The organism is Streptomyces sp. NBC_01546 (genome assembly GCF_045208355.1).
In the GTDB taxonomy this organism is placed as follows: Bacteria; Actinomycetota; Actinomycetes; order Streptomycetales; family Streptomycetaceae; genus Streptomyces.
Map to the genome: position 1 here is coordinate 91,931 of NZ_CP109380.1, position 24,837 is coordinate 116,767.

General features: G+C 72.4%; 19 protein-coding genes and 1 pseudogene. 13 read left to right on the top strand and 7 right to left on the bottom strand.

The window, feature by feature from the left end:
• Positions 1 to 4 precede the first annotated feature (4 nt).
• On the bottom strand, positions 5 to 379 hold the full coding sequence (locus OHA89_RS39445; protein WP_215143713.1) for a cupin domain-containing protein: 375 nt from the start codon (positions 377 to 379) through the stop codon (positions 5 to 7).
• Positions 380 to 666: 287 nt separating this feature from the next.
• Between OHA89_RS39445 and OHA89_RS39450 the strand changes: the two genes are divergently transcribed.
• Complete coding sequence (locus tag OHA89_RS39450) at positions 667 to 1,089, top strand: MarR family winged helix-turn-helix transcriptional regulator (protein WP_257559880.1); 423 nt, start codon at positions 667 to 669, stop codon at positions 1,087 to 1,089.
• Positions 1,090 to 1,241: 152 nt separating this feature from the next.
• Positions 1,242 to 1,775, top strand: a complete 534-nt coding sequence (locus OHA89_RS39455; RefSeq protein WP_266616004.1) for an NUDIX domain-containing protein — start codon at positions 1,242 to 1,244, stop codon at positions 1,773 to 1,775.
• On the opposite strand, the gene OHA89_RS39460 is transcribed toward OHA89_RS39455, so the two are convergent.
• On the bottom strand, positions 1,745 to 3,103 hold the full coding sequence (locus OHA89_RS39460; protein WP_331761704.1) for a hypothetical protein: 1,359 nt from the start codon (positions 3,101 to 3,103) through the stop codon (positions 1,745 to 1,747). The genes OHA89_RS39455 and OHA89_RS39460 overlap by 31 nt on opposite strands.
• Before the next feature lie 746 nt (positions 3,104 to 3,849).
• Here OHA89_RS39460 and OHA89_RS39465 point away from each other — a divergent pair.
• The 3 genes from OHA89_RS39465 (at position 3,850) to OHA89_RS39475 (ending at position 6,087) form a co-directional block, all read left to right on the top strand.
• Complete coding sequence (locus OHA89_RS39465) at positions 3,850 to 4,005, top strand: hypothetical protein (protein WP_331761706.1); 156 nt, start codon at positions 3,850 to 3,852, stop codon at positions 4,003 to 4,005.
• A gap of 91 nt (positions 4,006 to 4,096) precedes the next feature.
• A complete protein-coding gene (locus tag OHA89_RS39470) occupies positions 4,097 to 5,308 on the top strand; it encodes a JmjC domain-containing protein (protein ID WP_331761708.1) in 1,212 nt (403 codons plus the stop codon).
• The gene (locus OHA89_RS39475) at positions 5,242 to 6,087 is read left to right on the top strand and encodes an aldo/keto reductase (protein ID WP_331761710.1); all 846 of its coding nucleotides are present in this window, start codon (positions 5,242 to 5,244) and stop codon (positions 6,085 to 6,087) included. Before OHA89_RS39470 ends, OHA89_RS39475 begins: the two co-directional genes overlap by 67 nt.
• On the opposite strand, the gene OHA89_RS39480 is transcribed toward OHA89_RS39475, so the two are convergent.
• From OHA89_RS39480 to gntD, 4 genes are all read right to left on the bottom strand, one after another.
• Positions 6,078 to 6,935, bottom strand: coding sequence for a hypothetical protein (locus OHA89_RS39480; protein ID WP_331761711.1), 858 nt, complete (start codon positions 6,933 to 6,935; stop codon positions 6,078 to 6,080). The two genes, OHA89_RS39475 and OHA89_RS39480, sit on opposite strands and share 10 nt — an antisense overlap.
• A gap of 181 nt (positions 6,936 to 7,116) precedes the next feature.
• On the bottom strand, positions 7,117 to 8,778 hold the full coding sequence (locus OHA89_RS39485) for an MBL fold metallo-hydrolase (RefSeq protein WP_331761712.1): 1,662 nt from the start codon (positions 8,776 to 8,778) through the stop codon (positions 7,117 to 7,119).
• Positions 8,775 to 10,076, bottom strand: coding sequence for an MFS transporter (locus OHA89_RS39490; RefSeq protein ID WP_266616007.1), 1,302 nt, complete (start codon positions 10,074 to 10,076; stop codon positions 8,775 to 8,777). Before OHA89_RS39490 ends, OHA89_RS39485 begins: the two co-directional genes overlap by 4 nt.
• 46 nt (positions 10,077 to 10,122) lie before the next feature.
• A complete protein-coding gene (gntD, locus tag OHA89_RS39495) occupies positions 10,123 to 11,214 on the bottom strand; it encodes a guanitoxin biosynthesis L-enduracididine beta-hydroxylase GntD (protein ID WP_266616008.1) in 1,092 nt (363 codons plus the stop codon).
• Positions 11,215 to 11,461: 247 nt separating this feature from the next.
• Between gntD and OHA89_RS39500 the strand changes: the two genes are divergently transcribed.
• The 6 genes from OHA89_RS39500 (at position 11,462) to OHA89_RS39525 (ending at position 17,127) form a co-directional block, all read left to right on the top strand.
• On the top strand, positions 11,462 to 13,342 hold the full coding sequence (locus tag OHA89_RS39500) for a B12-binding domain-containing radical SAM protein (RefSeq protein ID WP_266616010.1): 1,881 nt from the start codon (positions 11,462 to 11,464) through the stop codon (positions 13,340 to 13,342).
• The gene (locus tag OHA89_RS39505) at positions 13,339 to 14,898 is read left to right on the top strand and encodes an amino acid adenylation domain-containing protein (protein WP_331761714.1); all 1,560 of its coding nucleotides are present in this window, start codon (positions 13,339 to 13,341) and stop codon (positions 14,896 to 14,898) included. The genes OHA89_RS39500 and OHA89_RS39505 overlap by 4 nt, the downstream gene beginning before the upstream one ends.
• Positions 14,895 to 15,572 carry a hypothetical protein gene (locus OHA89_RS39510; RefSeq protein WP_266616014.1) on the top strand — a complete coding sequence of 226 codons (678 nt, stop codon included), beginning with the start codon at positions 14,895 to 14,897 and terminating at the stop codon, positions 15,570 to 15,572. The genes OHA89_RS39505 and OHA89_RS39510 overlap by 4 nt, the downstream gene beginning before the upstream one ends.
• Positions 15,569 to 15,766, top strand: coding sequence for a hypothetical protein (locus tag OHA89_RS39515; RefSeq protein WP_257559726.1), 198 nt, complete (start codon positions 15,569 to 15,571; stop codon positions 15,764 to 15,766). Before OHA89_RS39510 ends, OHA89_RS39515 begins: the two co-directional genes overlap by 4 nt.
• Positions 15,767 to 15,833: 67 nt before the next feature.
• A complete protein-coding gene (locus OHA89_RS39520) occupies positions 15,834 to 15,974 on the top strand; it encodes a hypothetical protein (RefSeq protein WP_257559727.1) in 141 nt (46 codons plus the stop codon).
• Between the two features lie 70 nt (positions 15,975 to 16,044).
• On the top strand, positions 16,045 to 17,127 hold the full coding sequence (locus tag OHA89_RS39525) for a hypothetical protein (protein WP_266616016.1): 1,083 nt from the start codon (positions 16,045 to 16,047) through the stop codon (positions 17,125 to 17,127).
• A gap of 9 nt (positions 17,128 to 17,136) precedes the next feature.
• Here the strand turns inward: OHA89_RS39525 and OHA89_RS39530 are convergent, their stop codons facing one another.
• Positions 17,137 to 17,541, bottom strand: a complete 405-nt coding sequence (locus tag OHA89_RS39530; RefSeq protein ID WP_215143747.1) for an ACT domain-containing protein — start codon at positions 17,539 to 17,541, stop codon at positions 17,137 to 17,139.
• A gap of 165 nt (positions 17,542 to 17,706) precedes the next feature.
• Between OHA89_RS39530 and OHA89_RS39535 the strand changes: the two are divergent.
• Positions 17,707 to 18,486, top strand: a pseudogene (locus tag OHA89_RS39535) (AMP-binding protein); the annotation flags it as partial.
• Between the two features lie 112 nt (positions 18,487 to 18,598).
• A complete protein-coding gene (locus OHA89_RS39540; RefSeq protein WP_331762025.1) occupies positions 18,599 to 24,658 on the top strand; it encodes an amino acid adenylation domain-containing protein in 6,060 nt (2,019 codons plus the stop codon).
• The last annotated feature ends 179 nt before the right edge of the window (positions 24,659 to 24,837 follow it).

Sequence of the window (24,837 nt, forward strand, 5' to 3'; positions counted from 1 at the left end):
CGAACTACTCGGCCCAGGGAAGCGGAATCTTCTTGTCCTCGTTGCCCGGCATGCTGGCCTTGCCGCCGACCACCATGGCGACGAGCGCCTGGGTGTCACCGACCGCGGTGAGCTGACGCACGGCGCCGCCGGGGATCGCCAGGGCCTCGCCGGCCTTGACCTGCCCGTCCTCGCCGTCGATGGTCACCTTGAACGCGCCCGAGAGCGGCATCCAGATCTGCTCGCGGTCGATGATGTGGACCGGGGTCGCCGAGTCCGCGCCGAGCTCCACGCGCCAGGTGCTGACCTCGGTGCTGCCCTGGCTGGGGGCGGCGAGGCCGAACATCGCACCCGAAGGGGTACGGGTAGTCCGCTGCTCGCTCTCGCTGACCACGTTCATTGCGACCTCCTGTGTAAAGAAGCTTTACTTCGCTTGCTCCACGAGTAAAGCTGCTTTAGTCGTAGGTGTCAAACGGCAAGGGGAACCGCGCCGAGACTGTTCCCACAGGTAACCGAGAACCGCTGGAGTCCGGCTGGAGCGAGGGAGGGAACGTGGGAGTAAAGCGTCTTTCCAGGGTGTGGCAGCATGGCCGGATGGAGTCCACAGCAGAGACAGGAAGCAACGGAGCGGGAGCAGGCCAGGCCGGAGACCCGCTGGCCAGAGCCGAGCTGACCTATCTGCTCGGCATGTCCTTCCAGCTGGTCCTGTCCGAATTCGTATCCCGGCTGGACTCGGCCGGGTACGACGACCTGCGTCCGATGCACGGACTTGTGTTTCAGGCGCTTTACGGGGACGGCGCCACCAGCAGCGAACTGGCGGAGCAGCTCGGCGTCACCAAGCAGGCGGCCGGCCAGATCGTCGACGACCTGGCGGCGCGCGGCTACGTGGAGCGGCGACCCCACCCGGCGGGCGGGCGGCGCAAACTCGTCGTCCTGACCGACCGGGCGCTGGAGCACCTCGCGGTCGCCGGACGGGTCATGTTCGAGATGGAGAGCGAGCTGGACGAGCGCCTGGGAGCCCAGAACCGCCGCGTCCCCCGCGCCGAACTCGCCGCCCTCATCAGAGCCATGACAAAGGGCGACCTGCCACCGCTGCGCCCGCTGTGGTGAGCGGCGCGGCCGGTAGCGGGCTCAGGCGGCCTCTTTCTTGAGCGCGGGCAAGGATCGCCCCCATTTCGTCACCCTGACGCGATTTGGGCGAACCGGGGGCTCTCTCAGGACGGTTCTGCGATGCTGGTGGTCGATCGAGAGGGGCCGCAGCGATGCAGTGGAAGATCCACGGTGAACGTCCGATCTACGAGAACAAGTGGGTGAACCTGTGGCTCACCGACATCGAGACGCCGGACGGCCACCGCTGGGAACACCACGTCGTCAAGCTCCGCCACCTGGCCGTGGCCGCCGTTGTCAACGACCGCCAAGAGGTCCTGATGATGTGGCGCCACCGCTTCATCACCGACGCCTGGGCCTGGGAGCTCCCGATGGGCCTGGTCGAGGCAGACGAAACCCCGGACGAGGCTGCCGCGCGCGAAGCCCTCGAAGAGACGGGCTGGCGCCCGGGGCCGATGAAGCCCCTCGTCTACGCCGAGCCGGCCAACGGCATCACGGACTCCCAGCACCACTTGTTCCGTGCCGACGGTGCGACGTACGAGGGGCCGCCGACTGAGAAGAACGAGTCGGACCGCATCGAGTGGATCCCGCTGGCGAACATCCGCAGCATGATCGACCGCCGCGAGATCGTCAGCAGCGGCTCCCTCGTCGGCCTCCTCTACGTCCTGATGGACGAGGGGGTCCGCTGACCGGGAGCCGGCAGCACCTCACGTAGACGGGCCTCAAAGGCAACTGCGGCCGGCACCTCGCGATGGGGCGCAAGCTGCTCGTAGAACTCGCGCAGGTGCCCGGCCACCCGTTCCGAGGTCACCGCCGACGCAGGCACCAGTGCCTGCGTCGCCGTGTGACACGCCTGGTCGACCTTGCCCCGCTGGAGCTGCGTACGGGCGAGCCAGAAGGCGTGGAAGGCCCGGCCCCGTTGGTTCGACTGGTCTTCCCGCTCCAGGGCATCCGCGATCAAGGGTTCAGCGATGGCGGCCTCACCGAGACGGCCATGCGCGATACCGGTGTCCACGATGAGCTTCGGCTCATCGAAGTAGGCCACCCATGCCGGGTCGGGGTCTCCCGGCCGGATGCGCTCGAACTGGCTGTGGGCCTCGGAGATCGCGGTGTGAGCAGCTCTCTTGTCGCCCAAGGCGGCGTGGGCGAAGGCTTCCCGCATGGCCAGCATGGAACGCACCCTCGGTGTCGTCCCAGTGGCGGCGCGAGCTTGGTCCTGGGCGGCCGAGACCAGCCCCAGGGCGTCCGCCGGCTTATCCTGGTAGGTCGCTTGCAGGCTCATGCACGCCAGCACGTTGGCCATGAAGGGATGGTCGTCAATCGCCCTGGCCAGTTGAAGGGCTTCCGAGAAGTACGCGCGGGCCTGGTGGTACTGGCGGGCGTCGAAGTACGTCCACCCGGTGAGCCGAGCCAGCTCGGCGGCGACGCCGTACAGGCCATGCTGTATCTGCGTCGGCCGCCGGTCCTTGAGCAGACCTTCGACGTATCGCAGCTGGCCGACGACGGCCGGTCGAAGGGTCTCCCCTCCGTGCTCGTCGTCGCGTCGCCAGTAGTCCTCGATCGAGGACCGGAGCGCCTGGAGCGTGGACGGGCTCGGATTGGTACCGGCGGCCAGGGCAAGGATGCTGTCCACCTCCACCCCGGGTAAGGCCGCAAGCGGCCTGGGCCCGGCAGGTAGGTGCACGGGCTCTGGTGGCTCGCGCTCTGCCACGGCAAGTGCAACCGGCGTTTCCCACTCCCGTCGGGCAAGCCCGAGCATGTGGCCCGGGATGCGCAACCCGTCGGCAATCCGCTCGATCACGTCCATGTGGAGTAGCTGCCGTTGGCCCGCGATTACCTCCCCCACCCGGCTCGGCGTCAGCTCACACTGGCGCCCGATCATCGACGGGTAGATGCCTGCGCGAGCCTTGACCAGGCGAAAGACCTTCGCGAAGTCGCGCACGCGGCACGCGTCGATCATCTCAGGATCGGTGAGCAGACTTGCCGGTAGTTCCTTCGTGCGACGTGACACGGGCATCGGGCACGCTCCGGAGGAAGACTACGGATCGCTTCAAGGTCTCAACCGAACGTGATGTTACCCAAGTTGGGTAATCCGCTGGGCCTTTCTGGCCCGTCGTCCTGATCGCGATCCTTCCGGACATGGCGAAGCGACCGAGGACGACCGCCTTGAACGAGTCGGCGGGCACTCCTGACACAGAGCGAACGGCCCTCGGGAAGACCCCTGACCTGGGCATAGAACCCCGCGTCCTGATGAACATCCGGGTATCGCGGGACTCGGGCCGGACGTGGTCGCCGAGCACGCGGGTCCTGGAAGGCGACCCGTTCGACATCCTCTCCAACCCCGGCCGCTACCCCCCGTGCGAGTGCCCCCGCTGCGGCGGTACGTCGTCGTCGGCCGGTGCCCTTCGGCTGGCATCCATCACGCCGGGGGGCGGCGTAGTGACCACTTCCCGACAGTGAAAGCCCCTTTAGATCGGGATTCCCGGGTACGTGGTCGAGCTCCGTGGGGCTGGCGCCAACAACTCGCCGTGCTCCTCTACGCCGCTGCCGTCATCGTCCTGGTGGTCGCCCTGGCCATTGCTGGTGATCCCGGCCGCTGACCTGCAACCAGCTTCCGGCACGAATCCCGAGTTCGCTCGATCCGTGGCCTCGCGCCACCCCTGTCTCCTCGCCGACCCGGAAACCACAGGGCTGGTGAGGCACGCCCCATCGGGGCTGGGCCGGCACCCGTCGGCCCTGAACTTCCAGGAAACGGAGACACACATGGCAGCGCAGAAGGAAGACCTGCTGATCGGCGTCGAGAGCCTGATCAAGGTCCAGGACCGCTTCACCGCTGCGGCGGCGGAGTCCGACTGCACCGGCACCTCCGCGGGCGACGACGGTGAGAACCGCGACGGCCTGAACCTCCCGCAGGAGTAGCGCCACCAGCACGCCACAGCACCAACCGGGGGCTCGTCATCCACGGCGGGCCCCCGGCCTTCACCCGCCATGACGCCGACCGGAGGAACACATGGACCACCACTTCGTCAACGCGATGGAGAAAGCCCTCGGCTGGGACGGCCCCAGGGAACTCGGAGCCGCTTTCGCCCGGGGAACGATCGAGGATCTTGATCTGCTCGATCGCCTGCTCAACCCCAGGAAGCTGCTGGACCTGGTGATGCGCCGCAGCGTCACCACTCCCCAGTTCCGCATCTTCCAAGACGGCGCCGAACTGCACCCCGGCCGCTACATCCACCCCTCCGTCACCCGGCGGGGACAAGCCATCCCCATGGCCGACATGAACCGTGTCGGCGCGCTGATGCGCGAGGGCTGCACCCTGGTTCTGGACGAGGTCGACTTCTTCGACCCGGCCATGGAAGCCACCTGCCGCGCCCTCCAGTGGTGGGCCCATGAGCTGGTGCAGGTGAACGCCTACCTGACCACCCAGGACGCCAGCGGCTTCAAGCTCCACTGGGACGACCACGACGTCGTAATCGTCCAGCTCGCCGGCCGCAAGAGCTGGGAAGTCCGCGATACCTCGCGCAAGGCGCCGATGTACCGCGACTCCGCCCCCAACTCCGAGCCCAGCGACGAGATCGTGTGGCAGGGCGTCATGGAGCCCGGCGGCGTGATGCACATCCCGCGCGGCTTCTGGCACCAGGCCACCCGGGACGACCAAGGCGACGGCTACAGCCTGCACGCCACCTTCGGCATCGTGAAGCGCGTCGGAGTGAACTGGCTGGCCTGGCTCGCCGACCAAGCCCGCACGCAGGAGCTGTTCCGGTACGACCTGGACCGATGGAACTCACCTGGCCAGTGGGAGGGGCAGCAGCGGCTCTTGGCCGACGCCGTCGCCGAGATGGCTAAGAAGCTGACCCCGCAGGACTTCTTCGATGCCCGGGAGCGGGAACGCTTGGCCGCCCGGCATGTCCCGGCCACCGGCCTGTTCGGCAAGCCCGCGGCCGTCGTGTGCGTCACCGACTTCGAGCCCGTGATCGAGCAGCACACCGACACCGTGGACGTCCTAGCGGCAGGCAAGAAGCTCTCCTTCTCCGGCAAGGCGTACCCCGCACTCGCCCTGCTGCTGAGCGGCCACCCCGTCGACATCGCCGACGCCGCCGAGAAGACCGGCCTGGACGTAGAACAGCTCGCCGAGATCCTAATGAAGGAGGAACTGTGCACGGAGCTGACCCCCGCCTTGTCCTCGGCCTACACCGGTCTCGTCACCACCGCGACATCCTGACGGCCGCACTCGACCTCGGCGTCACGGCCCTGGACACCGCAGCTCCCTACCTCGGCTTCCGCTCACACGCGGTACTGGCCGAGACCGCCCCTGATCTGCTGCCGCAGTTCACCCTCTCCACGAAGGTGGGCTTCTTCCCGGGCGCCGGAGAGGCTGAGCACTCCCTCGACCCGAGCCGGCTGCGCCTGGCCATCGAAAAGGCGGCCCGGGAACTCAGCAGGGAACCCGATACTGTTCTCCTCCACAACCCCGAGCGGAGCCTCACGAGCCTGTCCCCGGCCGATGGCCAGGCCCTCCTCGGCAGCGCTTGCACCGCCCTGGCCGACGCGGCCCGCGACGGCCTGTGCCGCACCTGGGGCGTGTCTTCCTGGGACACCCGGCCGCTCGGCATGGTCGGGGTGGACGCCCTGCCGTCTCCGGACGTCCTCATGGTCCGGGCCGGGTTCCTCGTGGGCATCGACCTCCTCGACACCACGACCGTCCTGCGCAATGCCTGGCAGGCGGGCGAGACCTGGGGCATGAGCCCCTTCGGGGGCGGCAACGGGAAGGTCTGGGAGGACTTCGACCCCCGCCCGTTCCTCCGACAGCCCCACGATGGCTTGTCCCGCGTGCAGGCGGCATTCCGTACGGCGTTCCACCTGCCGAGTGCTGCCGCGGTGGCGGTCGGCGCCGACGACCCCACTCACCTGGCCCAGCTGGTTCAGGCCCTGGGCGCAGAGGTGGACACCGCCGCTGTCAGTCAGTACCTGTGGGCCCTCCACGGACACCGTCAGAGCTGAAGCTCGGCCACCAGGCGCTCGGCCTCCTTCCGGGCCGGCGCCAGCAGCGGATCCTCCTCGTACGCGTGGGGTCCGACGATCTTCGACAGGAAGAACAGCGACATCAGCTTGCCGTCCCGGCTCTCCAAGTCCGTTTGCCGCTCCTGGCGGACGCGGTGCGCGAGCGCCGGGACGGCCAGCGCGTTGCCCCACAGCGTTGCGGCGTCCAGGCCCCGGGGCGCCATGCCCCAGTCCTCCCAGTCGATGATGGAGAACTCCGGTCCCATCACGTTGGCCCAGGTCAGATCCGCATGAGCCGGCGTCCACCGTTCGATCCGTGTATCGGCGATGCCGGGGAAGACCTCCCCGAGGGTCTGCGTCACCTGCTCCTGCGTGATCGTCACCGTGTCCGGTGTCGCGATCCGCGGCGTCTGCTGGTCCGCGAGGGCGCCCAGTGAGGCATTCAGCGCCTCCCACCACGCATCCGGCAGACCGGGATCTTCGAGCACCAGCGCGCCCTTGGCGACAGACGGCGACGCAAGCAGCTCCAGCTCATCCGCGCGCCACATCACCGGCTCGCCCCGCTCACGCCACGCCACGCCCTGGTACCACTCGGGCATCGCGACCCCTTGCAGCACGGCGGCGGCCTCGGTCCCGTTCCAGCCCTGCGGGCCGATCCTCTCGAAGCCGCGGCGCTCGATACGCACCCACGTGCCCCGCTCCGTCCGGCCGCCCAGGGACCGGCGCTTGCGTACCAGCGTGTGTCGTTCCAGTCGAGCATGCAGAGCTTGCTCCACGCGCTCCAGAACTTCTTCGATCGGCTGACGGCGGAGATCCACACGGGCAGCGACAGGCAGGGAAGCAGACATCACGACCTCCTCGGCGAACGGAAGACCGTAGCAGCAGAAGGCCCCCAGACACGCCCCGTCCGTCAACACTGACCGTCGTACCTCCGGCCGGTCTTTGGCAGAGTGGCCCATTGGATCACACTGCGCGAAAGTGCCCCCTCCTGCCCGGAGGAGAAGGCAAGCGGGGGCGCTGTGTTCCGTGTCAGGTGCGGGTGCGGGTGCGGGGCCAGAGGCGTTCGCCGCGCTGGTAGAGGAGTTCGGCGGGGACGCCGCGGGTGCGGCAGCGGTCCAGGAGGAGGTTCGTCTGGCGGATCTGCTCGGACTGCGGGTCGTAGCTGGAGCCGGTCAGGTGGCGCAGCCACGGTTCCAGGCCCAGGGCGTAGACGAAGACCTCGGCCGCGCCGAAGCGCTTGACCAGGCGTTCCGCCATGTCCGCGTCGCAGCCCTTGAGCCGGCGCGCCTGGTCGTGTGCGCGGTCCTGGGCGCCTTCCATCAGCGGGCCGTACAGCCACGACATCGGAGCGCCCACGCACTCCAGCCCGATGAAGACCGTGTCCACGTCCCCGGTGCTCTCCTGCACCCGGCGGTACAGGTCCGGGTCGATGTCCACCGCGTCGGTCGCGAACAGCACCCGCCGTCCGCCGATCTCCACCAGCGGGACCGCCTTGGAGCGGATGTCGAGGTCGCCGTGCTCGCCCAGGAACGGCAGCATCGTGACCTCGGCGTCCTCGCCGATCCGCGCCGACTCCATCTCCCCCAGCTCCACCACCGAGGTGAAGCCCAGCGCCCGGAGAAGGAGTTTCGGGCTCGGGTCCTCCAGCGAACCGCCGCCGCCCCGGGGTACGACGACCGTGTCCACCCGGTGCCGCAGCTGGAGCAGCGCCTCCACCGACACGTGGTCGCAGTGCAGGTGGCTCAGGACCACCGCGTCCAGCCGCTCGGGCAGGTCGGCCAGGGTGAGGTGGCGGTGGCCGTCGTCGGCGTAGCCGGGCAGCGGGTCCAGCAGTACGGCCGTGGAGTCCGTTTCCAGGAGGACTGTGGCGTGGTTGAGGTAGCGCATGCGCACCGCGTCCGGCGGCGCGGCCTCGTACGGGGCCGGGGCGGTCTCGGTGAACAGGTCCGCGAAGGCGGCCGTGCTCGCGTCCGACGCCTCGTCCCCGAGCAGCAGTTCGGCCAGGCCCGCGACATCGGCCGCGGTACGGCGCGACGCGTACAGCTGGTCCAGTCGGGGGTCGGCGAACGGGATGCGCAGGTCCATCCGCTCCCGCGTGCGCAGGATCGGGCTGCCGAAGGTGAAGGGCTGCTCCAGGTCCGTGCGCGGGGCCAGGGAGATCTCCTGGCCCTTGGCCAGCTCCGCCGCGAACGCCCGGTGGACCAGCGGCTCGAAGAAGCGCAGCCGCGGCCGGTTGCCGGTGTCGTAGACCAGCTCGACCAGCCCGCGCAGGCTTTGCGGCACCTGGGCGTACAGCGACTCCATCGGCTTGCCGTCGGCCTGCTCGGCGAGCATCCGCTGGGCTTCCTTGATGTCCTCGGCCAGCCGCAGCAGGGGGGCGGCGGCCTCCTCGGTGGCGGCCAGCAGCTCCTCGACGTCCTCGGGGGCGCCGCCGTACGGGGCGAGGAACGGGCCGCCGTACCGGGCCGGGTTGCTCAGCGCGGACGCGTGCACCTGCGGCGAGCGCAGGTAGCTGCGCAGCTGGGGCAGGTAGCGCTCGCGCAGGTTGAGCGCGGCGGTGTGCGGCGGCACCAGGTGGCACCAGGCGTACCAGCGGTGCAGCAGCGGTTGCGGGACGACGGACGGGTTCAGGTAACCCTTGGCAGGACGTCGTCCGTTGAAGACCGAGGCCGCCGAGGCCGCTGAGGTCAAGGCGCACCCCCGGGCTGCGCGACGGGCTGCGCGACGGTCTGTGCGGCGGGGAGCTGGTCGGCTTCCGGCGCGTCCGCGTCCGCGTCCTCGGCCGGGGCCGCCGCGAGTGCGGCGCGCGCGGACAGCAGGGCCGGGCCGCACAGCGCCAGCGCCAGGAAGATGCCCCCGCCGGCGATCACGAAGACCAGCCGGGGGTTGCCGTCGGGGCTCAGCAGGCTGCCGGCCAGGTAGCCGGCCGTGCTGCCGAAGAAGGCGGCGGAGGACAGCGTGCCGCCCACCCGGCCCAGCACCTCGGCGGGCACGGCCTTCTGCAGCAGGGTCTCCTCGCCGACGTTGGCCACGCCGTTGCCCAGTCCCGCGATCAGCTGCATGGCGATCGCCGCGAACAGCACCGGAGCGGCGGCCGTCAGCAGCAGGCCCAGCCCGGTGAAGAACCAGCCCGCGAGCAGCACCCACACCGGCGAGCGGCTCTCGGCGGCGCGGACCAGCCACAGCGAGGCGGCGACCATGGCGACGCCGAAGGACGCGGACAGCACGCCGAATCCGGTCTCACCCGTGTTCAGCGAGTGCTCGGCGAGGAAGACCAGCGCCAGGTTGTCCAGCGAGCCGAAGAACAGGCCGAGCAGGAGCAGCAGCACGATGGCGCGGGCCACCCGGTGGTGGCGTACGAACTTCAGCCCCTCGACGGTGTCGCCCAGCAGGGTGCGGCGCTCGCCGGTGCGCAGCGGCTCCAGCGCCGGGATGCGCGTCAGCAGCAGGGCGGAGACCAGGAAGGTGCCCGCGTTGATGGCGAGCGCGCCGTACGCGCTGCCCCAGGCGGAGAACACGCCGCCGAGCACCGGGCCGAGCGCGGCCTGCAGGTTGAAGGCGGTGCCCATCCACGCGTTGGCGGGCATCAGGTCCGCCTCGTCGACCAGGCGCGGCACCACCGTACGGCCGGCCGCGGAGAACACGGTGGAGGCCGCGGCGGCCACCGCGACCAGCGGCACCAGCACCACGAGGCCCGGGCGGGCCAGCACGATGACTCCGAACACCGCGGCCTGCACCAGCTCGGCGGCGATCAGCAGGCGCCGTACGCCCATCCGGTCCGCGAGCGCCCCGGCGAGTGGTCCGAAGAACCGCGGTACGGACTCGGCCAGGAGGATCAGCGACACGGCGGTGCCGGCGTGCTCGCCGCGGCTGACCAGCAGGACGAGGGCCACCATGGCGGCGCCGTCGCCGATCAGCGAGACGGCGCGCGCCAGCCAGAACCGGCGGAAGAGCCGGTGGCGTCGGATCAGATTCGGTTCTGCGGCCAAGGCCTTGGGTCCTTTCAAGGGGAAAGTGTCCGCCCGCGGATCGGGGTCAGACCACGGCCCGGCCGTGGTCGCCACGCCGGGAACCGGCGCTGCGCCGCAGATCGGCGGTGAGGTTGATGCGCTTGAGCCAGCGGTCGGTGCCGTCGTAGCGGGCCGCGAACGGACGGCGCCCGTGCACCGCGCGCTTGTTGTCGATGACGAAGAGGTCGCCGTTGCCGATCGTCACGTCGGTGAGCTTCGCCTCGATCGCGGCGAGCAGCGCGTCCTGCGCCTCGGCGGCCTGCGGGTCGAGCGGGTTGGAGTGCATGAACGGCGGGTCGACGCGCAGCCACGGAGCGGCGGGGTCGCCGTCCAGCAGTGCGATCGGCTCGGGCCGGTTCACCATCGTGTCGATGCGCCGGAACTGTTCGCCCTCGGTCGCCTCGGTGGCGTCGGCGGCCCCGGTGGCCTGGTTGAAGCTCTTGGTGTGCGACTGGTCCGGCAGGATCGCGAAGCGCTTCTCGAACAGGACCGCGCGGTGCTCCTCGGCGAGTTCGATGTCCTCCATGGCGGCGAAGGTCGTGGCCACCGCGTCGTGGTTGCGCAGGCCCATCAGGATCATCCAGTCCGCGCGGTGCGGGTGGAAGGCGTCCTCGGTGTGCCAGTCCAGCATGGCCGCGGAGCCGGAGCCGAGCTGGTCGAACTCGTGCCCGGCGACCGGGAAGAGGTCGAGGATCAGCCGACCGCGCTGCTGGCTGCTGAAGGAGAAGGGCTCGCCGAGGAGGGAGCCGACCAGCCGCAGCACGGCGTCCGCGTGGCGCAGTTCGGGGCGGTCGGGGCGCTCCTGGTAGCTCGCGGGGGTGGGCCCCAGCGCGTTCTCGTCGATGAGCAGCCCGCTGATCAGGAATCCCGCGTGCGGGACCCCGGACAGACGGAAGTCGGTCATCACCCGGCGCAGCGAACGCGGCAGCTCGTGGGCCATCAGGGCGGCGAGCTGAAGGGACCGCCGGGGGTCCAGGCCGGCCGCGTCCCGCGCGTACTCGTGGGCGAGCGCGGCCACCCGGTGACGTTCGTCGGGCAGGAGTTCGATGCGCGGGACCCCCGGTCCCGGCTGTGACACCGCGGCAGATGCCGCGGCGGGCGGTGCGATGGTCTGCATGGTGGCTCCTCAAGAGACGCGAGGTTGCCGCAGCCTCTCAGGGCCCACTCGAATTGCACTCGAAACCGCCGCACCCGCTGCCCGGTCCGCACCGCACTACACCATGCCGGAAGCTCCGGCACCCACTCTGGCCTCGATCTCTATCGGCCTTCAAGCGACCCTGTAGTCCCAGCGGTTGTGCTCATTCCCAGAACGGCGACGGTCCCCCCGTCCGGACCGGCCACGACAGGGAAGAGGTGAGCGAAGCGTGAGTACGACGGCCACGGTGAACGCTGCCAAGCGCAGGATCTACGTATCCGCCTTCAGCCGCTCCGCCTACCTTCCCGCCGTCTGGGGCGCCCTGCGCTCTTACGCCGACACCCAGCCCGACCTCGTCGAGGCCTACACCTTCGAGCAGCCGTTCTTCCTGCCCGAGCAGGCCAAGGACCCGGTCTCGCTCATGGAGGACCCGGCGGTCTTCGCGATGTCCTGCTACCTGTGGAACTTCAACAAGAACATGGCGGCCTGCCGTGCGGTGAAGGAGCGTTTCCCCGACGCGGTCACCGTGGTCGGCGGCCCCCACGTGCCGGACAACGCGACCGAGTTCCTCTCCAGGCACCCGTACATCGACTTCGCCATCCACAAGGAGGGCGAGGCGCCCTTCTCCGAGCTGCTGCGGGCGCTGCTCCAGGACGAACCCGACTTCGCCTCGGTCCCCTCGCTCAGCTACCGGGACCGGGACGGCAAGGTCCGCCGCAATCCGCTCGGCGGGCAGCTGCCGCGCGACATCGAGGTGCCCAGCCCCTGGCTCACCGGCCTGATGGAGCCCTCCTTCGAGGCGGCCCGGGCGGCCGGCTACCAGCCGACCGTGCTGTGGGAGACCAACCGCGGCTGCCCCTACAGCTGCACCTTCTGCGACTGGGGCTCCGCGAACCAGTCGAAGATCCGCAAGTTCGACGAGGACCGGCTGCACGCCGAGATCGACTACTTCACCGAGCAGAACGTGTCGGCGATCCTGTGCGCCGACGCCAACTTCGGCATCCTGCCGCGTGACGTGGGCCTCGCCGAGCACCTCGTGCGCAACAAGCAGGAGAGCGGCTTCCCCGGCAAGTTCGTCACCAGCTACGCGAAGAACGCCAACGACCGGATCGTGCAGATCAGCTCGATGTTCGCGCTCAACGGCATGTCGAACGGCACCATCCTCGCGATGCAGAGCGGCACCGCCGACGTACTGGAGCAGGTCAAGCGCTCCAACATGCCGGCCAAGAACTACGAGAAGCTCGCCGCGGCCTTCCGCGAGCGCGGGGTCGAGGCCTACACCGAGGTCATCGTCGGCCTGCCGCACGAGACACCCGAGACCTTCGCCCGCGGCCTGTGCCGGATGCTCGAGATGGGCATCCACGACGACATCATGATCTACGAGTGCGTGCTGCTGCCCAACTCCGAGATGGGCAGCGCCGCCCACCGCGAGAAGTACCAGCTGGACACCATCACCCGCACCTACCTCCCGGACGACGTGGAGGAGGTCGAGGTCGTCGTCGGGCACTCCACGATGACCCGCGAGGACTGGGTGCGCATGTACCTCTTCGGGGCCGTCCTGCAGTCCCTGCACAACCGGGGCATCACCCGCCAGCTCGCCATCTACCTGCACACCGAGGGAATCCTCGGCTACGAGGACTTCTACCGCTCGCTGGCCGACGCCGCGCTCGCCGACACCTCCACCGTCCTCGGCAAGGCCGTCGACCGGGCCCGCGCACTGCTCTGGGAGTACATCGAGTCGCCCACCGTCCCCAACGAGGGAAAGGTGGCCTCCCAGCCGGACATGATGGAGAGCCTGGCCCGCTGGGTGCCGGACAAGGAGTCCTGGCTCATCTACGAGTGGTGCTGGGCCTACGTGCAGAACGAGCTGGACCGGTTCTACGAGGACCTGCGGGGCCACCTCGAGACCGCCGGCGTGAAGATCGACGAACGCCTCGAGGAGCTGCTGCGCTACCAGCGCGCCTCGGTGTTCACCGTCGCCGAGTCGGGATCCAGCCGCGTCGAGCTCTTCTCGCACGACTGGACCAGCTACTTCCGTGCCCCCGCCGAGGGACTCCACCCCGGCGTGCACGTCACGAGCTTCCAGCCCCCGGAAGCGAGGATGCGATGACGAACCGGAGCCTCGCAGCCCGCGTCCTGGACCGGGCGGCACACGACCCGGACCGCATCGCGGTCGAACTCCCCGGCTTCCCCGGACGGGCCCTGAGCTACGGCGCCCTGGCCGGCGCCGCACGGGACCTGGCGGCCGCGCTGCACCGGCGCGGCGCCCGCCCCGGCGACACGGTGGCGCTGGTCGCCGCCAGCGTGCCCGAACTGGTCGTCGCCCTGCTGGCCACCGCCGGCGCGGGACTGGTGTGCGCCCCGCTCGACGACGCGCAGCCGCCCGCCCGGGTACGCCGTGCGATGCGGGTGGCCGGCGCCGGGATCGCCCTGGTCGCCTCCCCCGAGCGGGCGCCGTACTGGCTCGCGGAACTGGGGGAGCAGGCCCTGGAGGTCGGCCCCGGACACGGCACGGACCAGCCGCCCGGCTTCCCCGTACCGGTGGCCGAGGACGACGCGGCCTACCTGCTCTTCACCTCCGGATCCACCGGAGTGCCCAAGGGCGTACGGGTCGCGCACGGCCCCTTCGCCCGGCACTGCGAGGTGGCCGCCGAGGCCTACGCGCTCACCCCCGGCAGCGTCACGCTCCAGTTCGCCTCGCCCGGCTTCGACGTCGCGCTCGAGGAGATCTGGCCGACCCTGCTGTCCGGCGGACGGGTCGTGCTGCGCGGTGGCGGCCTGTGGTCGCTGCCCGAGCTGCTCGCGGTCACCGCCGCCCACGGCATCACGATGTGGCAGCTGCCCACCGCCTACTGGACCCTGCTCGGAGCCGAGGCCGCCGTACGCGGCGACCTGCGCCCGCCGCCCTCGCTGACCACCGTGCTGATCGGCGGGGAGGCCGCGACCACGGCCGCCGCCCGCCGCTGGCTCGGCTCGCCGATGGGCGCGGTCCGGCTGCTCAACGCCTACGGACCCACCGAGGGCGTGGTCACCTCGACGCTGTACGAGGTGCCGCGCGCTGCCGGGGCCCTGCCGTCCGGGGAGATCCTGCCCATCGGCCACCTGCTGGCCGGACGCTCAGGCCTGGTCCTGGACGAGGAGTTGCGGCCCGTTCCACCGGGCAGCGCCGGCGAACTGTTCGTCACCGGGCCCTGCCTGGCCGACGGCTACGCCGGGGACGAGGCGGCCACCGGCCGCGCCTTCCCCACCCTGCCCGACGGACGCCGGGCCTTCCGTACCGGTGACCTCGTCACCGAGACGGCCGACGGCGTCCTCGTCTACCACGGGCGCCGGGACCGGCAGTTGAAAATCTCCGGCGTACGCGTCGAGCCGGGCGAGGTCGAGGCCGCGCTCGCCGCCTGCACCGGGGTCACGGCAGCCGCCGTCACCGTTGCCGGCGAGGGCGACCGAAGCCGCCTGGTGGCCCACGTGGTGCTCGCCGAACCGCCCGGGGACTCGGCGCGCCGCGCCGGCGACCTGCGCGGTGAGCTCGCCGGCCGGCTGCCCGCGGCCATGGTGCCGGCCCGGGTCGAGTTCCACGACCGGCTGCCGCGCACGGTCAACGACAAGGTCGACCATCACGCCCTGGCCGCCCCGGCCCGTACCGAGAGCGAGGAGAGCCGGTGACCACGACATCCACGCCCGCCACGCCGCCCCCGACCACCACCGCGGCCACCCCGGTACGGGAGTTCGCGCAGACCCTGGCACAGGCGGAACTCGCCGACGCCGCCCGGGAGCTGACCGCCTTCGCGGACGCCCTGGACACCGCCACCGCCGTGCCCGAGCGGCCCGCGCCCGTCCCGGGCTGGGTCGAGGTCACCGGCGAGGGCGAGGACGCGGCCGTCTCGCTGGTGCCCGCCGGGGTCTCCCGGCTGTACGAGGAGCTGTGCCGCATCGCGGACCCCGTGCGGCTGCGCGCCGCCGTGGTGCTCCTCCTCAACCTGAGCGTCCGTCTCCAGCAGGTACCCGGCGGCGCGCAGGCCGCGGCCGCGGTGATGCAGTGCGGGGCGGAACTCGCCCCGGTGCTGGAGGCCGTCAACGGCGGCGCCCCGCCCCTGGTGGGCCGCGCCGCGCTCCAGCTGACCGTCGAAGGCGAGCAGGTGCTGCTCGCCGACGAGCAGGCGCGCTGGATCGCGGCCGAGCTGGACCGGCTCCCGGCCGGCCCGCGCCGCAGGTCCGTCCTCGGACTCGCCGCGCTCGCCGAGCAGCTGGAGACCGATCCGGACGCCGTGCGGGCCGCCCAGGCCCTGCGCACCGTCGCGGCGGACGCCGCCCGCGCTCTGGAAGGGGAGATCCGATGATCACCAGCCAGACGCTCGGGACGACGCTCTATCCCGTCAGCATCGGCGGCCACCTCGTGGAGGCCGCCGTGGAAATCGCCCGAGGAGCGGCGGCCCGGCTCAGCGCCGGGCTCGACCAGGAACGGCTGCGCGCACACGGTGACGCGGCGGCCGCCCTCCTCCGCCTCACGGCAGCGGAACAACCCGCTCCGTGACCCACAGACGCCGGACCCCGCACAAGGCGGGATCCGGAGCTCCACCAAAACACGACGAGGAGTCGACGTGACCCAGAACAACATGGACCAGCAGTCCGCCATCGCGCAGCAGTCCGCCCAGGCCGGCAACAAGCCGGTCGCCCAGGAGAAGGCGTCGATCAGCTCCCGCATCAGCAAGTACGGGAAGTACGACCGCCTCGAGGGCTGAGTTTGAGTCGTGTTCCGGGGTGCGAGTGATCGGCACTCGCACCCCGGCACGCCTTTACAGGGAGGTTTCCTTGAGCACCGCACAGCCCGTACCGATCAGCCCGGAGCAGTTCCGCAAGGTGTTCGGGGGTGACCTCGGAGACGTCTTCCTCCTGGTCACGTCGCCGGGCGTGCGCAGTGCGCTCGCCATCGAGAACAGCGCCACCCCGGTACAGGAATTCAACTGGACCGGCCCCGATTCCCGCGCGGGCCTGATCGCCGAGATGGCCGCCATCCGCGCCTCCGGCCGCCGCGCCTCCGTCCTGTGGATCGCCGACGACGAGTTCGTCCACTTCGACGACGAAGACCTCGTGGGCATGGCCATGGGCGCCTTCTCCAGCTTCTCGGTGCCCTTCTCCGAGGAGAGCCTGCGCAACAACATCCGCGTCGTGGCCGATGTCGACTACGAGCGCGAGCTCGGCATCGAGGAGGAGTTCCTGACCCTCCTCGACCAGGCCGACGACATGCTCTTCCTCGGCCGCGAGTTCGGCACCGAGGCCGTCTTCCAGCACCAGCTCTCCGAGCACTGGTTCTCGCTGCACGGCCCGCTCCTGCCCGGCCAGCAGGTCGTCCTGCCCACCGGCGAGCTCAGCTCGCTGGTCAACGCCTCGGGCGAGTTCGAGCTCCACACCCACTTCACGCTGAACGGCGAGATCACCCTCCAGGGCGCCCCCATCGTCCACCGCGGCGGTCACGAGACCAGCCTCGCCGAGACGGAGCAGGTCTACCGCGACCTCGCCTCCATGGCCGACCAGCCGGCGGTCATCACGCTGGCCGAGGGCCGCATCACGGCGGTCCGCCCGGCCGTCGCCGGACGCGGCGAGTTCGCCACCAACCTCGAGAAGCTGCTGGCCAAGGACGACCGCTACGCCAAGGTGCACGAGATCGGCTTCGGCACCAACACCAGCTGCGCCCCGCTGCTCCCCGGCAACCACTTCGCCAACGAGCGGCACCCCGGCGTCCACCTGGGCCTGGGCCTGGGCACCTTCACGCAGTTCCACATCGACCTGATGAGCACCGCCATCGACGTGCTGATGCGGGGTGTCGACGGCAAGGACGTCGCGCTCTTCCCGGCCCTCGGGGTGGCCCCGGCACGGATCGCCGCCGGGGTCTGATCTCAGGCGTCAGTCCGACGAGAGGGTGTGCCCGGCCGCTTCCAGAGCGGTCCGGGCGCGCTCGTACTTCTCGGCCGGTACGAGTACGAGATCCGCGTCGAAGGTCGACGCGGCGAACACGCCGATCCTGGCCCCGGCCAGCGGCACCAGCACACCCGCCAGCATGCCGGGCAGGTCCAGGCCGTGGGCATCGGCCCCGTACAGCCCGCGCCAGGGACCGCTGACGGACCCGGCGCCGGCCGGCAGACGCTCGGCGCACACCACGGTGAGCCCGTCCCGGGCCCGGGTGACCGAGGACCACGGCCCGGCCGGCAGCGGGGGCACGGCCGCATCCGGGGGCAGGCGGTGCACCCACAACTGGTCAGGGAGGACGTAGAGGTGCTGCGGAACGATGGTCACGGAGAGTTCGGCCATGGGAACGACCCTAAGGGGGCGCGTTTCGACGATCAGGCCGGGTTCTGGCTCCCGCGGCTGACAGGCGCCTGCCACGAACCCCTCCTCGAGCCCGAGGCCTCGCCGGCCGCCGCCCCCGGTGGGCCCGCCACGGTCGCTCCCGAAGCCGCCGCCGCCCTGCACGCGATGACCGGCGGCGCCCCCGAGGGCCTGCTGCTGCTCACCGTCGCCGCCGCCAGGATCGCGCTGGCCGGACTCACCACGGCCGGACTCACCGGGCACGGCGCCCAGGGCCGGGTGCCCGTCCTCGTACCCGCCCTCGGATCCTCCTCCGCCCAGGCGGAGTTCGCGCTGCTGGCCCCGCTGGACCCCGCCGCGCCCGCGACCTCCTTCCTGGAGGCCCTGCACGCCGAGCTGGAGCAGGCCGCCGCCCGCCCCTGGCAGGACCGGGACGCGCTGAGCGCCCGGCTGGACGCCGTCACCCCCGGGGCGTCCGCCGCCCTCTCCCAGCTCGCCGTCCTCTGCCCGGCCCTGTACGGGGACCGCGCGCCGGAGCCCCGCGCCGCACTGGTGCTGCGCGTCGAACAGGCCCCGGACGGCAGCCTGTCGGTCCGGGCCCACGGCACGGCCGCCCTCACCGGGGCCCTGCCCCGCTGCGTGGCCGCCGTACTCGAGGCCCTCGCCGCCGACCCGCGCCGGAGCCCGGCCGAGACCGACATCCTCGGCGCCCCGCTGCGCGCCGAACTCCTGGAACTGGCCGCTCTGCCCGCCCCCGCCGGATTCGCGGCCGCCACCCTCACCGGCCTGTTCGAGGAGTCCGTCCGCCGTACCCCCGACGCCGTCGCCGTCACCGGCGAGGGCCGCACCCTGACCTACCGGCAGCTCGCTGCCGAGGCCGGGCGGGCCGCCGCCGCGCTCACCGCACGCCACGGCATCGGACCCGGCGACGCGGTGGGCGTGCTGGCCCCGCGCGGCGCCGGTCTCCTCACCGCCTTCCTCGCCGTCCTGCGCACCGGCGCGCCGGCCGTGCCCCCTCGAACCCCGCCAGCCCGCCGCCCGCATCGCCCTGCTGGCCCGCCTGAGCGGCGCCCGGCTCGCACTGCGCGCCGAGGGCGTCGGCCCCGCCGACGCGGAACTGCCCGTACCGGTGGCCGGACTCGACGACCTGCTCGCCGACGAGGCGGTGGAAGGGGCTGCGGACGCAGCCGAGCCCGGCGCCCCCGCGATGATCCTGTTCACCTCCGGATCCACCGGAACCCCCCGGCCCGTCGCGGTGTACCACGACCAGCTGAGCCACAAGATGCTCACCGGGGCCCGCGAGATCGGCATCGACGCGCGGACCCGTACCGCCATGCTCTCCGCGGTCACCTCCGACGCGACCGCCTTCCAGGTCTTCGCCACGCTCCTCGCGGGCGGCACCCTCGTCGCCGTCGGCGACCCCGACCGGCTCGACCCCGACGCGCTGTGGACGCGGGTGCGCAGCGGCGAGGTCAACCTCGTCAACTGCGTGCCCGGACTGTTCTCGGTGCTCCTGCGCGCCCTGCCCGAGGGCGGCGAACTCCCGCTGCGCCACCTCCTGCTGGGCGGCGACACCATCCCGCGCGGCCTGCTGCCCCGCACCGCCGGCCGGCTGCGCATCGGCACCTTCGCGAACCTGTACGGACCCAGCGAGGCCACCGTCGAGGCCAGCATGTTCATCCGCGAGGGCGCGCTCGCCCAGCGGCTCGACCGGGTGCCGGTCGGCCGTCCCTCGCCCGGCTACGGCGTCTTCGTGGTCACCCCCTCCGGGGAACTCGCCCCGCCCGGCGTACCGGGCGAGATCCAGATCGCCGGACCCGGCGTCGCCCCCGGCTACCGGGGTGACGCCGAGGCCACCGCCGTCCGCTTCGGACGCTCCCCGCACGCCGGCGACGCCCGCGTCTTCCGTACGGGGGACCAGGGCCGCTGGAACGCCGAGGGCGAACTGGAGTTCCTGGGCCGCTCCGACGGGCAGGTGCAGATCTTCGGCACCCGGGTGGAGACCGGCGAGGTCGAGCAGACCCTGGTCCGGCACCCCGGCGTGGTCGAGGCCGTGGTCGTGCCCCGCACCGCAGCCGACGGCACCGTGACCCTGCACGCCTGGTACGTGGCCCACCGCAGCGCTTCCGATACCCCGGTCGAGCCCGCCGCACTGGCCGACTGGCTGCGCGAACGGCTGCCCGCGACGATGCTCCCGGCCGGCCTGCACCGGCTCGGCACCCTGCCGCTCACCGTCCACGGCAAGGTGGACCGGGCGGCGCTCCTCGCGCTCCCCACGGCCGCGCGGGGTCCCGTATGGCAGCCCACCGACCCCGTGGAACGCCTGGTCCACGAGGCCTGGACCGAGGTGCTGGGCCGCCCGCCGCTCTCCGCCGACGAGGACTTCTTCCGGGCCGAAGGACACAGCCTGTCCGCCGTCCAGCTCGTCGCCACGCTCTGCGAGGGCACCGGCCGCCCCGACGCCGCCCGGGTCCACGAGGTGTTCGACCTGCGCACCCCGGCCGCGCTGGCCGCCGTACTGCGCGAACGCGGGGCGCTGCCCCGAAGCCGCGCCGCGGGCGCCGCGGCCGCGCCGGCCGAGCCGGCCGCCCCGCGCGGCGGGGACACCTTCCCCGCCTCCAACGCCCAGCGCCGGATGTGGCTGCTGGACCGGATGGACGAGTCGCCCGTCCCCCCGTACACGATGGTCGAGGCCTACCGGCTCGACGGCGTCGTCGACGAGCCCCGGCTCGCGGCCGCCGTCGACGCGCTGGTGGCCCGGCACGCGTCCCTGCGCACCGTCCTGCGCCAGACCCCCGAGGGCCTGACCCAGGTCATCCTCGACCCGCCCGTCGGCGTCCTGCGCACCGAGCACGACACCACGCCGGACGAGGCCTTCGCCCGGGCCTGCCACCACCGCTTCGACCTCGCCGAGGGCCCGCCGGCCGAGGTCTCCTGGATACCCGACGGCCCGGCCGGCGGCGTCCTGCTCTTCACCGTGCACCACGCGGTGTGCGACGGCTGGTCCTTCGGCCTGCTGATGCGCGACCTGGTGCGCTCGCTGACCGGCCCGGCCGGCGCCCCGGAGCCCGCCCCCGCGTACACCGAGCACACCGAACGGCTCGCCGCACGGCTGGCGGGCCCGGCGGGCGAGGCGCACCGCGCGTACTGGCGGGAGCGGCTCGCCCGGCTGCCCGAGCCGCTGGAACTGCCCGCCGACCGCCGCCGCCCGGCCGCCCGCAGCGCCGCGGGCGGCACCGTACGCCTCAGCCTCGACCCGGAACTGGTCTACGCGCTGGGCGAACTGTGCCGGGAGAACGCGGCCACCTCCTTCATGGGCTTCACGGCGGCGCTGCGCGTGCTGCTGTGGCGGCTGTGCGCGCAGCCGGACGTCCTGCTGGGCTCCGTCGTCGCGGGCCGGCCCGACCGGCGCGCCGCCGAGACGGTCGGACTGTTCGCCAACACCGTCGTCCTGCGCACCCCGGTGGAGACCGGCGGCTCCTTCCGCGAGCTGCTGGCCGCCGTACGCACCACCGCGCAGGAGGCGATGACCCACCAGGAGTACCCCTTCGAGCAGCTCGTCGAGGACCTCGCGCTGCCCCGCGACCCCAGCCGCAACCCCGTCTTCGACGTGCTCGTCGAGACCGCCCTGGACGACGGCGTCACGGGCGGACCCGGCCTCGCCGTCCGTCACCTCCCCTTCGAACAGCCGGTCAGCGACTTCGACCTGGCCTTCAGCTTCCGCGACGGCCGGGCCGGGGCCGGCGGTGAGCTGTGGGTCGGCTACACCGACGACCTCTTCGACCGCGACAGCGCCCGGCGCACGGGGGAGCGGCTGATCCACCTCCTCAGCGGTCTGGTCGCCCGCCCGGACGCCCCGCTCGCCGAGGTCCCCGTGCTGCCCGCCGCCGAACGGCGGTTCCTGCTCGACGAGGTCAACGAGACCGCCGCCCCCTTCCCCGAGGACCGCACCCTCCTGGACCTGGTCGAGGAGCAGACCGCCGCGGGCCCGGACCGGCCCGCCGTCGTGCACGGCACCACGGTCCTCACCTTCGCCGAGCTCGACGCCCGGGCCGAAGCCGTCGCCGCGCGGCTGCGGGAGGCCTGCGCCGCGGGCCCCGGCGCGCTGGTGGCCGTGGTCACCGAGCGCACCGAGTGGATGGTGGTGAGCGCGCTCGCCGTCCTGAAGACCGGCGCCGCGTTCGTCCCCCTGGACCCGGAACAGCCCGGCGACCGGCTCGCCTTCGCCCTCGCCGACAGCGGGGCCCTCGCGGTGCTCGCCGACGGCGGCCACCACGCCAAGGCATCCGCCCTGACCACCCTGCCCGTCCTCGACCCGCGCACCGCCGCGGCGGGCGGCGGCTCCCCGGCCGTGCTGCCCCCGGCGCCCAGGGCCACCCCGCGCGACCTCGCCTACGTCATCTACACCTCGGGGTCCACCGGCCGCCCCAAGGGCGTCATGATCGAGCACCGGGGCATCGTCAACACCGTCCACTACCGGGCCGGCTACTACGGGTTCGGGCCGGACGCGGCCGTGCTCCAGGTGCCGCCGCTGCACTTCGACAGCGGGGTCAACGACATCTTCTCCGCGCTGATCGCCGGCACCCGGGTCGTGGTCCTCGGCAAGGACCGCCTGCTCGACGTCGAGCACGTGGCCGAGGAGATCGGGCGCAACCGGGTCACCCACATCATGCTGGTCCCCAGCCTCTACCAGCTGATGCTGGAACGCTGCGCCCCCCGGCTGGTCTCGGTCCGACAGATCGTCCTGGTCGGCGAACGGCTCCCCGAGGCCCTCGCCGCCCGCCACGCCGAACTGCTCCCGGACACCGTCCTCTACAACGAGTACGGGCCCACCGAGGACAGCGTGTGGACCACCGTCCACAAGATCACCGACCCGGGCGCGGACGTCCTGATCGGCCACCCCATCGCCAACAAGACCGTCGACGTCATCGACGCCCACGGGGACCTGGCCCCGGTCGGCGTGCCCGGCGAGCTGTGCATCTCCGGCGCCGGCCTGGCCCGCGGCTACCTCGGCAACGCGGAGCTGACGGCCGACCGGTTCACGCCCCACCCGCTGCGCCCCGGCCGGCTCATGTACCGCACCGGCGACCGCGCCGCCCGCCGGCCCGACGGCAATCTGCTCTTCCTCGGCCGCATCGACGACCAGGTCAAGATCCGCGGCCAGCGGGTCGAGCCGGGCGAGGTGGCGGCCGTACTGGCGGGGCACCCGGACGTACGGCGCTGCGCGGTCCTGCCGGTGCCCGACGAGCGCGGCGAACTGGGCCTGGTCGCCTACGTGGTGGGCGCGGCCGTTCCGCGCGTCCTGCGGGCCTACCTCACCGAGCGGCTTCCCGCCGCGATGGTGCCCGGGACGTACGTGGAGATCGCCGAGCTCCCGCTGAACCCGAACGGCAAGCTCGACCGCCGTGCGCTGCCGGCTCCGCCCCGCGGGGAAGCCGCGGCGCGCCCCGGCCTGAACCCCACCGAGGAGCGGGTGGCCAAGGTCTGGACGGACGTGCTCGCCGTGCCCGTCACCGACCTCGACGCCGACCTGTTCTCCCTCGGCGGGCACAGCCTGACCGCCGCCCGCCTCGCCGCCGCCCTCCAGGAGGAGTTCGGCGTACGGGTCCCGCTGGTCACCGTCTTCCAGCAGCAGACCGTACGGGCCCTCGCGGCCGTGCTCGAGACGCCGGACACCGCCCCGTCCGCCCCGTCCGCCACACCCGCCCTGCCCACCCCGCCTGTTCCGCCTGTTCCGCCGGCCCCGGAGCTCGCGCCCGCCCGCGACGGCGCCGTGCTGCCGCTCTCCCGCGCCCAGCGCCGGATCTGGATGGCGGCCCGCACCAGCCCCAGCCCGGTCGCCCTCAACATCAGCGACGCCGTACGGGCCGGCCGGCCGCTGGACACCGGCCTGCTGCGGGCGGCCGTCACCGCCCTGGCCGAGCGGCACGAGGTGCTGCGCACCCGGGTGGCCGTCGTCGACGGCACCGCCCGGCAGATCGTCATGGACCGGCTCCCGGACGGGCCGCCGCTGTCCGTCGTCCGCGTCGACCCCACGGACGAGGCGGTCGCCGCCGCGGTCACCGCCGCCCACGACACGCCCTTCACCCTCGCCACCGGACCGCTGTTCGCCGTCCGGCAGCTGACCGGCCACCCCGCCGGCGACGTGCTGGCGATCACCGCCCACCACCTCGTCTACGACGGCGACAGCGCCGCCATCGTCGCCCGCGACCTGCTCGCGGCGTACGACGCCCTCGAGGCGGGGGCGCGGCCCTGGGACGGCCGCCCCGCCCGCCCCTACCGCGACTGGGTGGCCGAGGAGGCCGCCTGGCTCGAGGGCCCCGAGGCCGCGGGCCAGCGCGCGTACTGGACCCGCACCCTCGCCGGGCCGCTGCCCCGGCTCGACCTGCCGGGCACCGGATCCCGCGAGGGCGCCGGACGCCAGGGCGCGGGACTGGTCCGGCGGGCGCTGCCCGCCGCCGTGCTGCACGCCGCGGCCGAAAGCGGCGCCGCCACCCCGTTCACCGCCCTGCTCACCGCCTGGGCGCTCGCACTGCACCGCCGCTCCGGCAGCGCAGAGGTGGTCATCGGCTGCCCGGCCGGCACCCGCGACCGGGCGGACATGGCCGAGGTGGTCGGCTGCTTCGTCAACGCCCTGCCGGTGCGGCTCGCACCCGGCACGGCACACAGCACCGCCGAACTGCTGACCCAGGTGCGCGACCGGCTCGCCGAGGCGTACGACAACGCCCGCTTCCCCTTCGACACCACCGTCGTGGAGATCGCGGAGCGGCCGGCCCCCGGCCGCCGCCCCGTCTACGACGCCGGACTGAGCTGGGAGACGGCCGAACGCTTCGAGGACGGGCCCGAGTTCCTCCCCGCGGACCCCTCGCAGGCCCCGCTCAGCGATGACCTGCGGATCTACGCGAGCGAGCACGACGGCCGGGTCCTGCTCGAACTCGTCCACGACCGGGCGCTGTTCACCGAAACCACCGCACGCGAGCTGCTCGACGAGGTGGTCGGCATCCTGCGATGCCACCCGAACTGGTACCTCGCCGCCGCGCAACGGCCCGCGGCGCACCGCGAAACCTCCTGCACCGAGGAAACCGACAGACTGCAACCCGCAGGGAGCGTACGGTCATGACCGCAGCACCCATCAGTTTTCCCGTGACGCGGGACCCGGCCACCGCGGCCACGGCGCTGCGGCCCCGGCTGACCCGCGGGGGCGTCCCCGGGCACACCAGGCGCAGCCTGCCCCTGCCCGCCGCCTCCCGTACCGCCCTGCGCGGGGCCGGCGGGCACCCCGTGGACGAACTGGTGCTG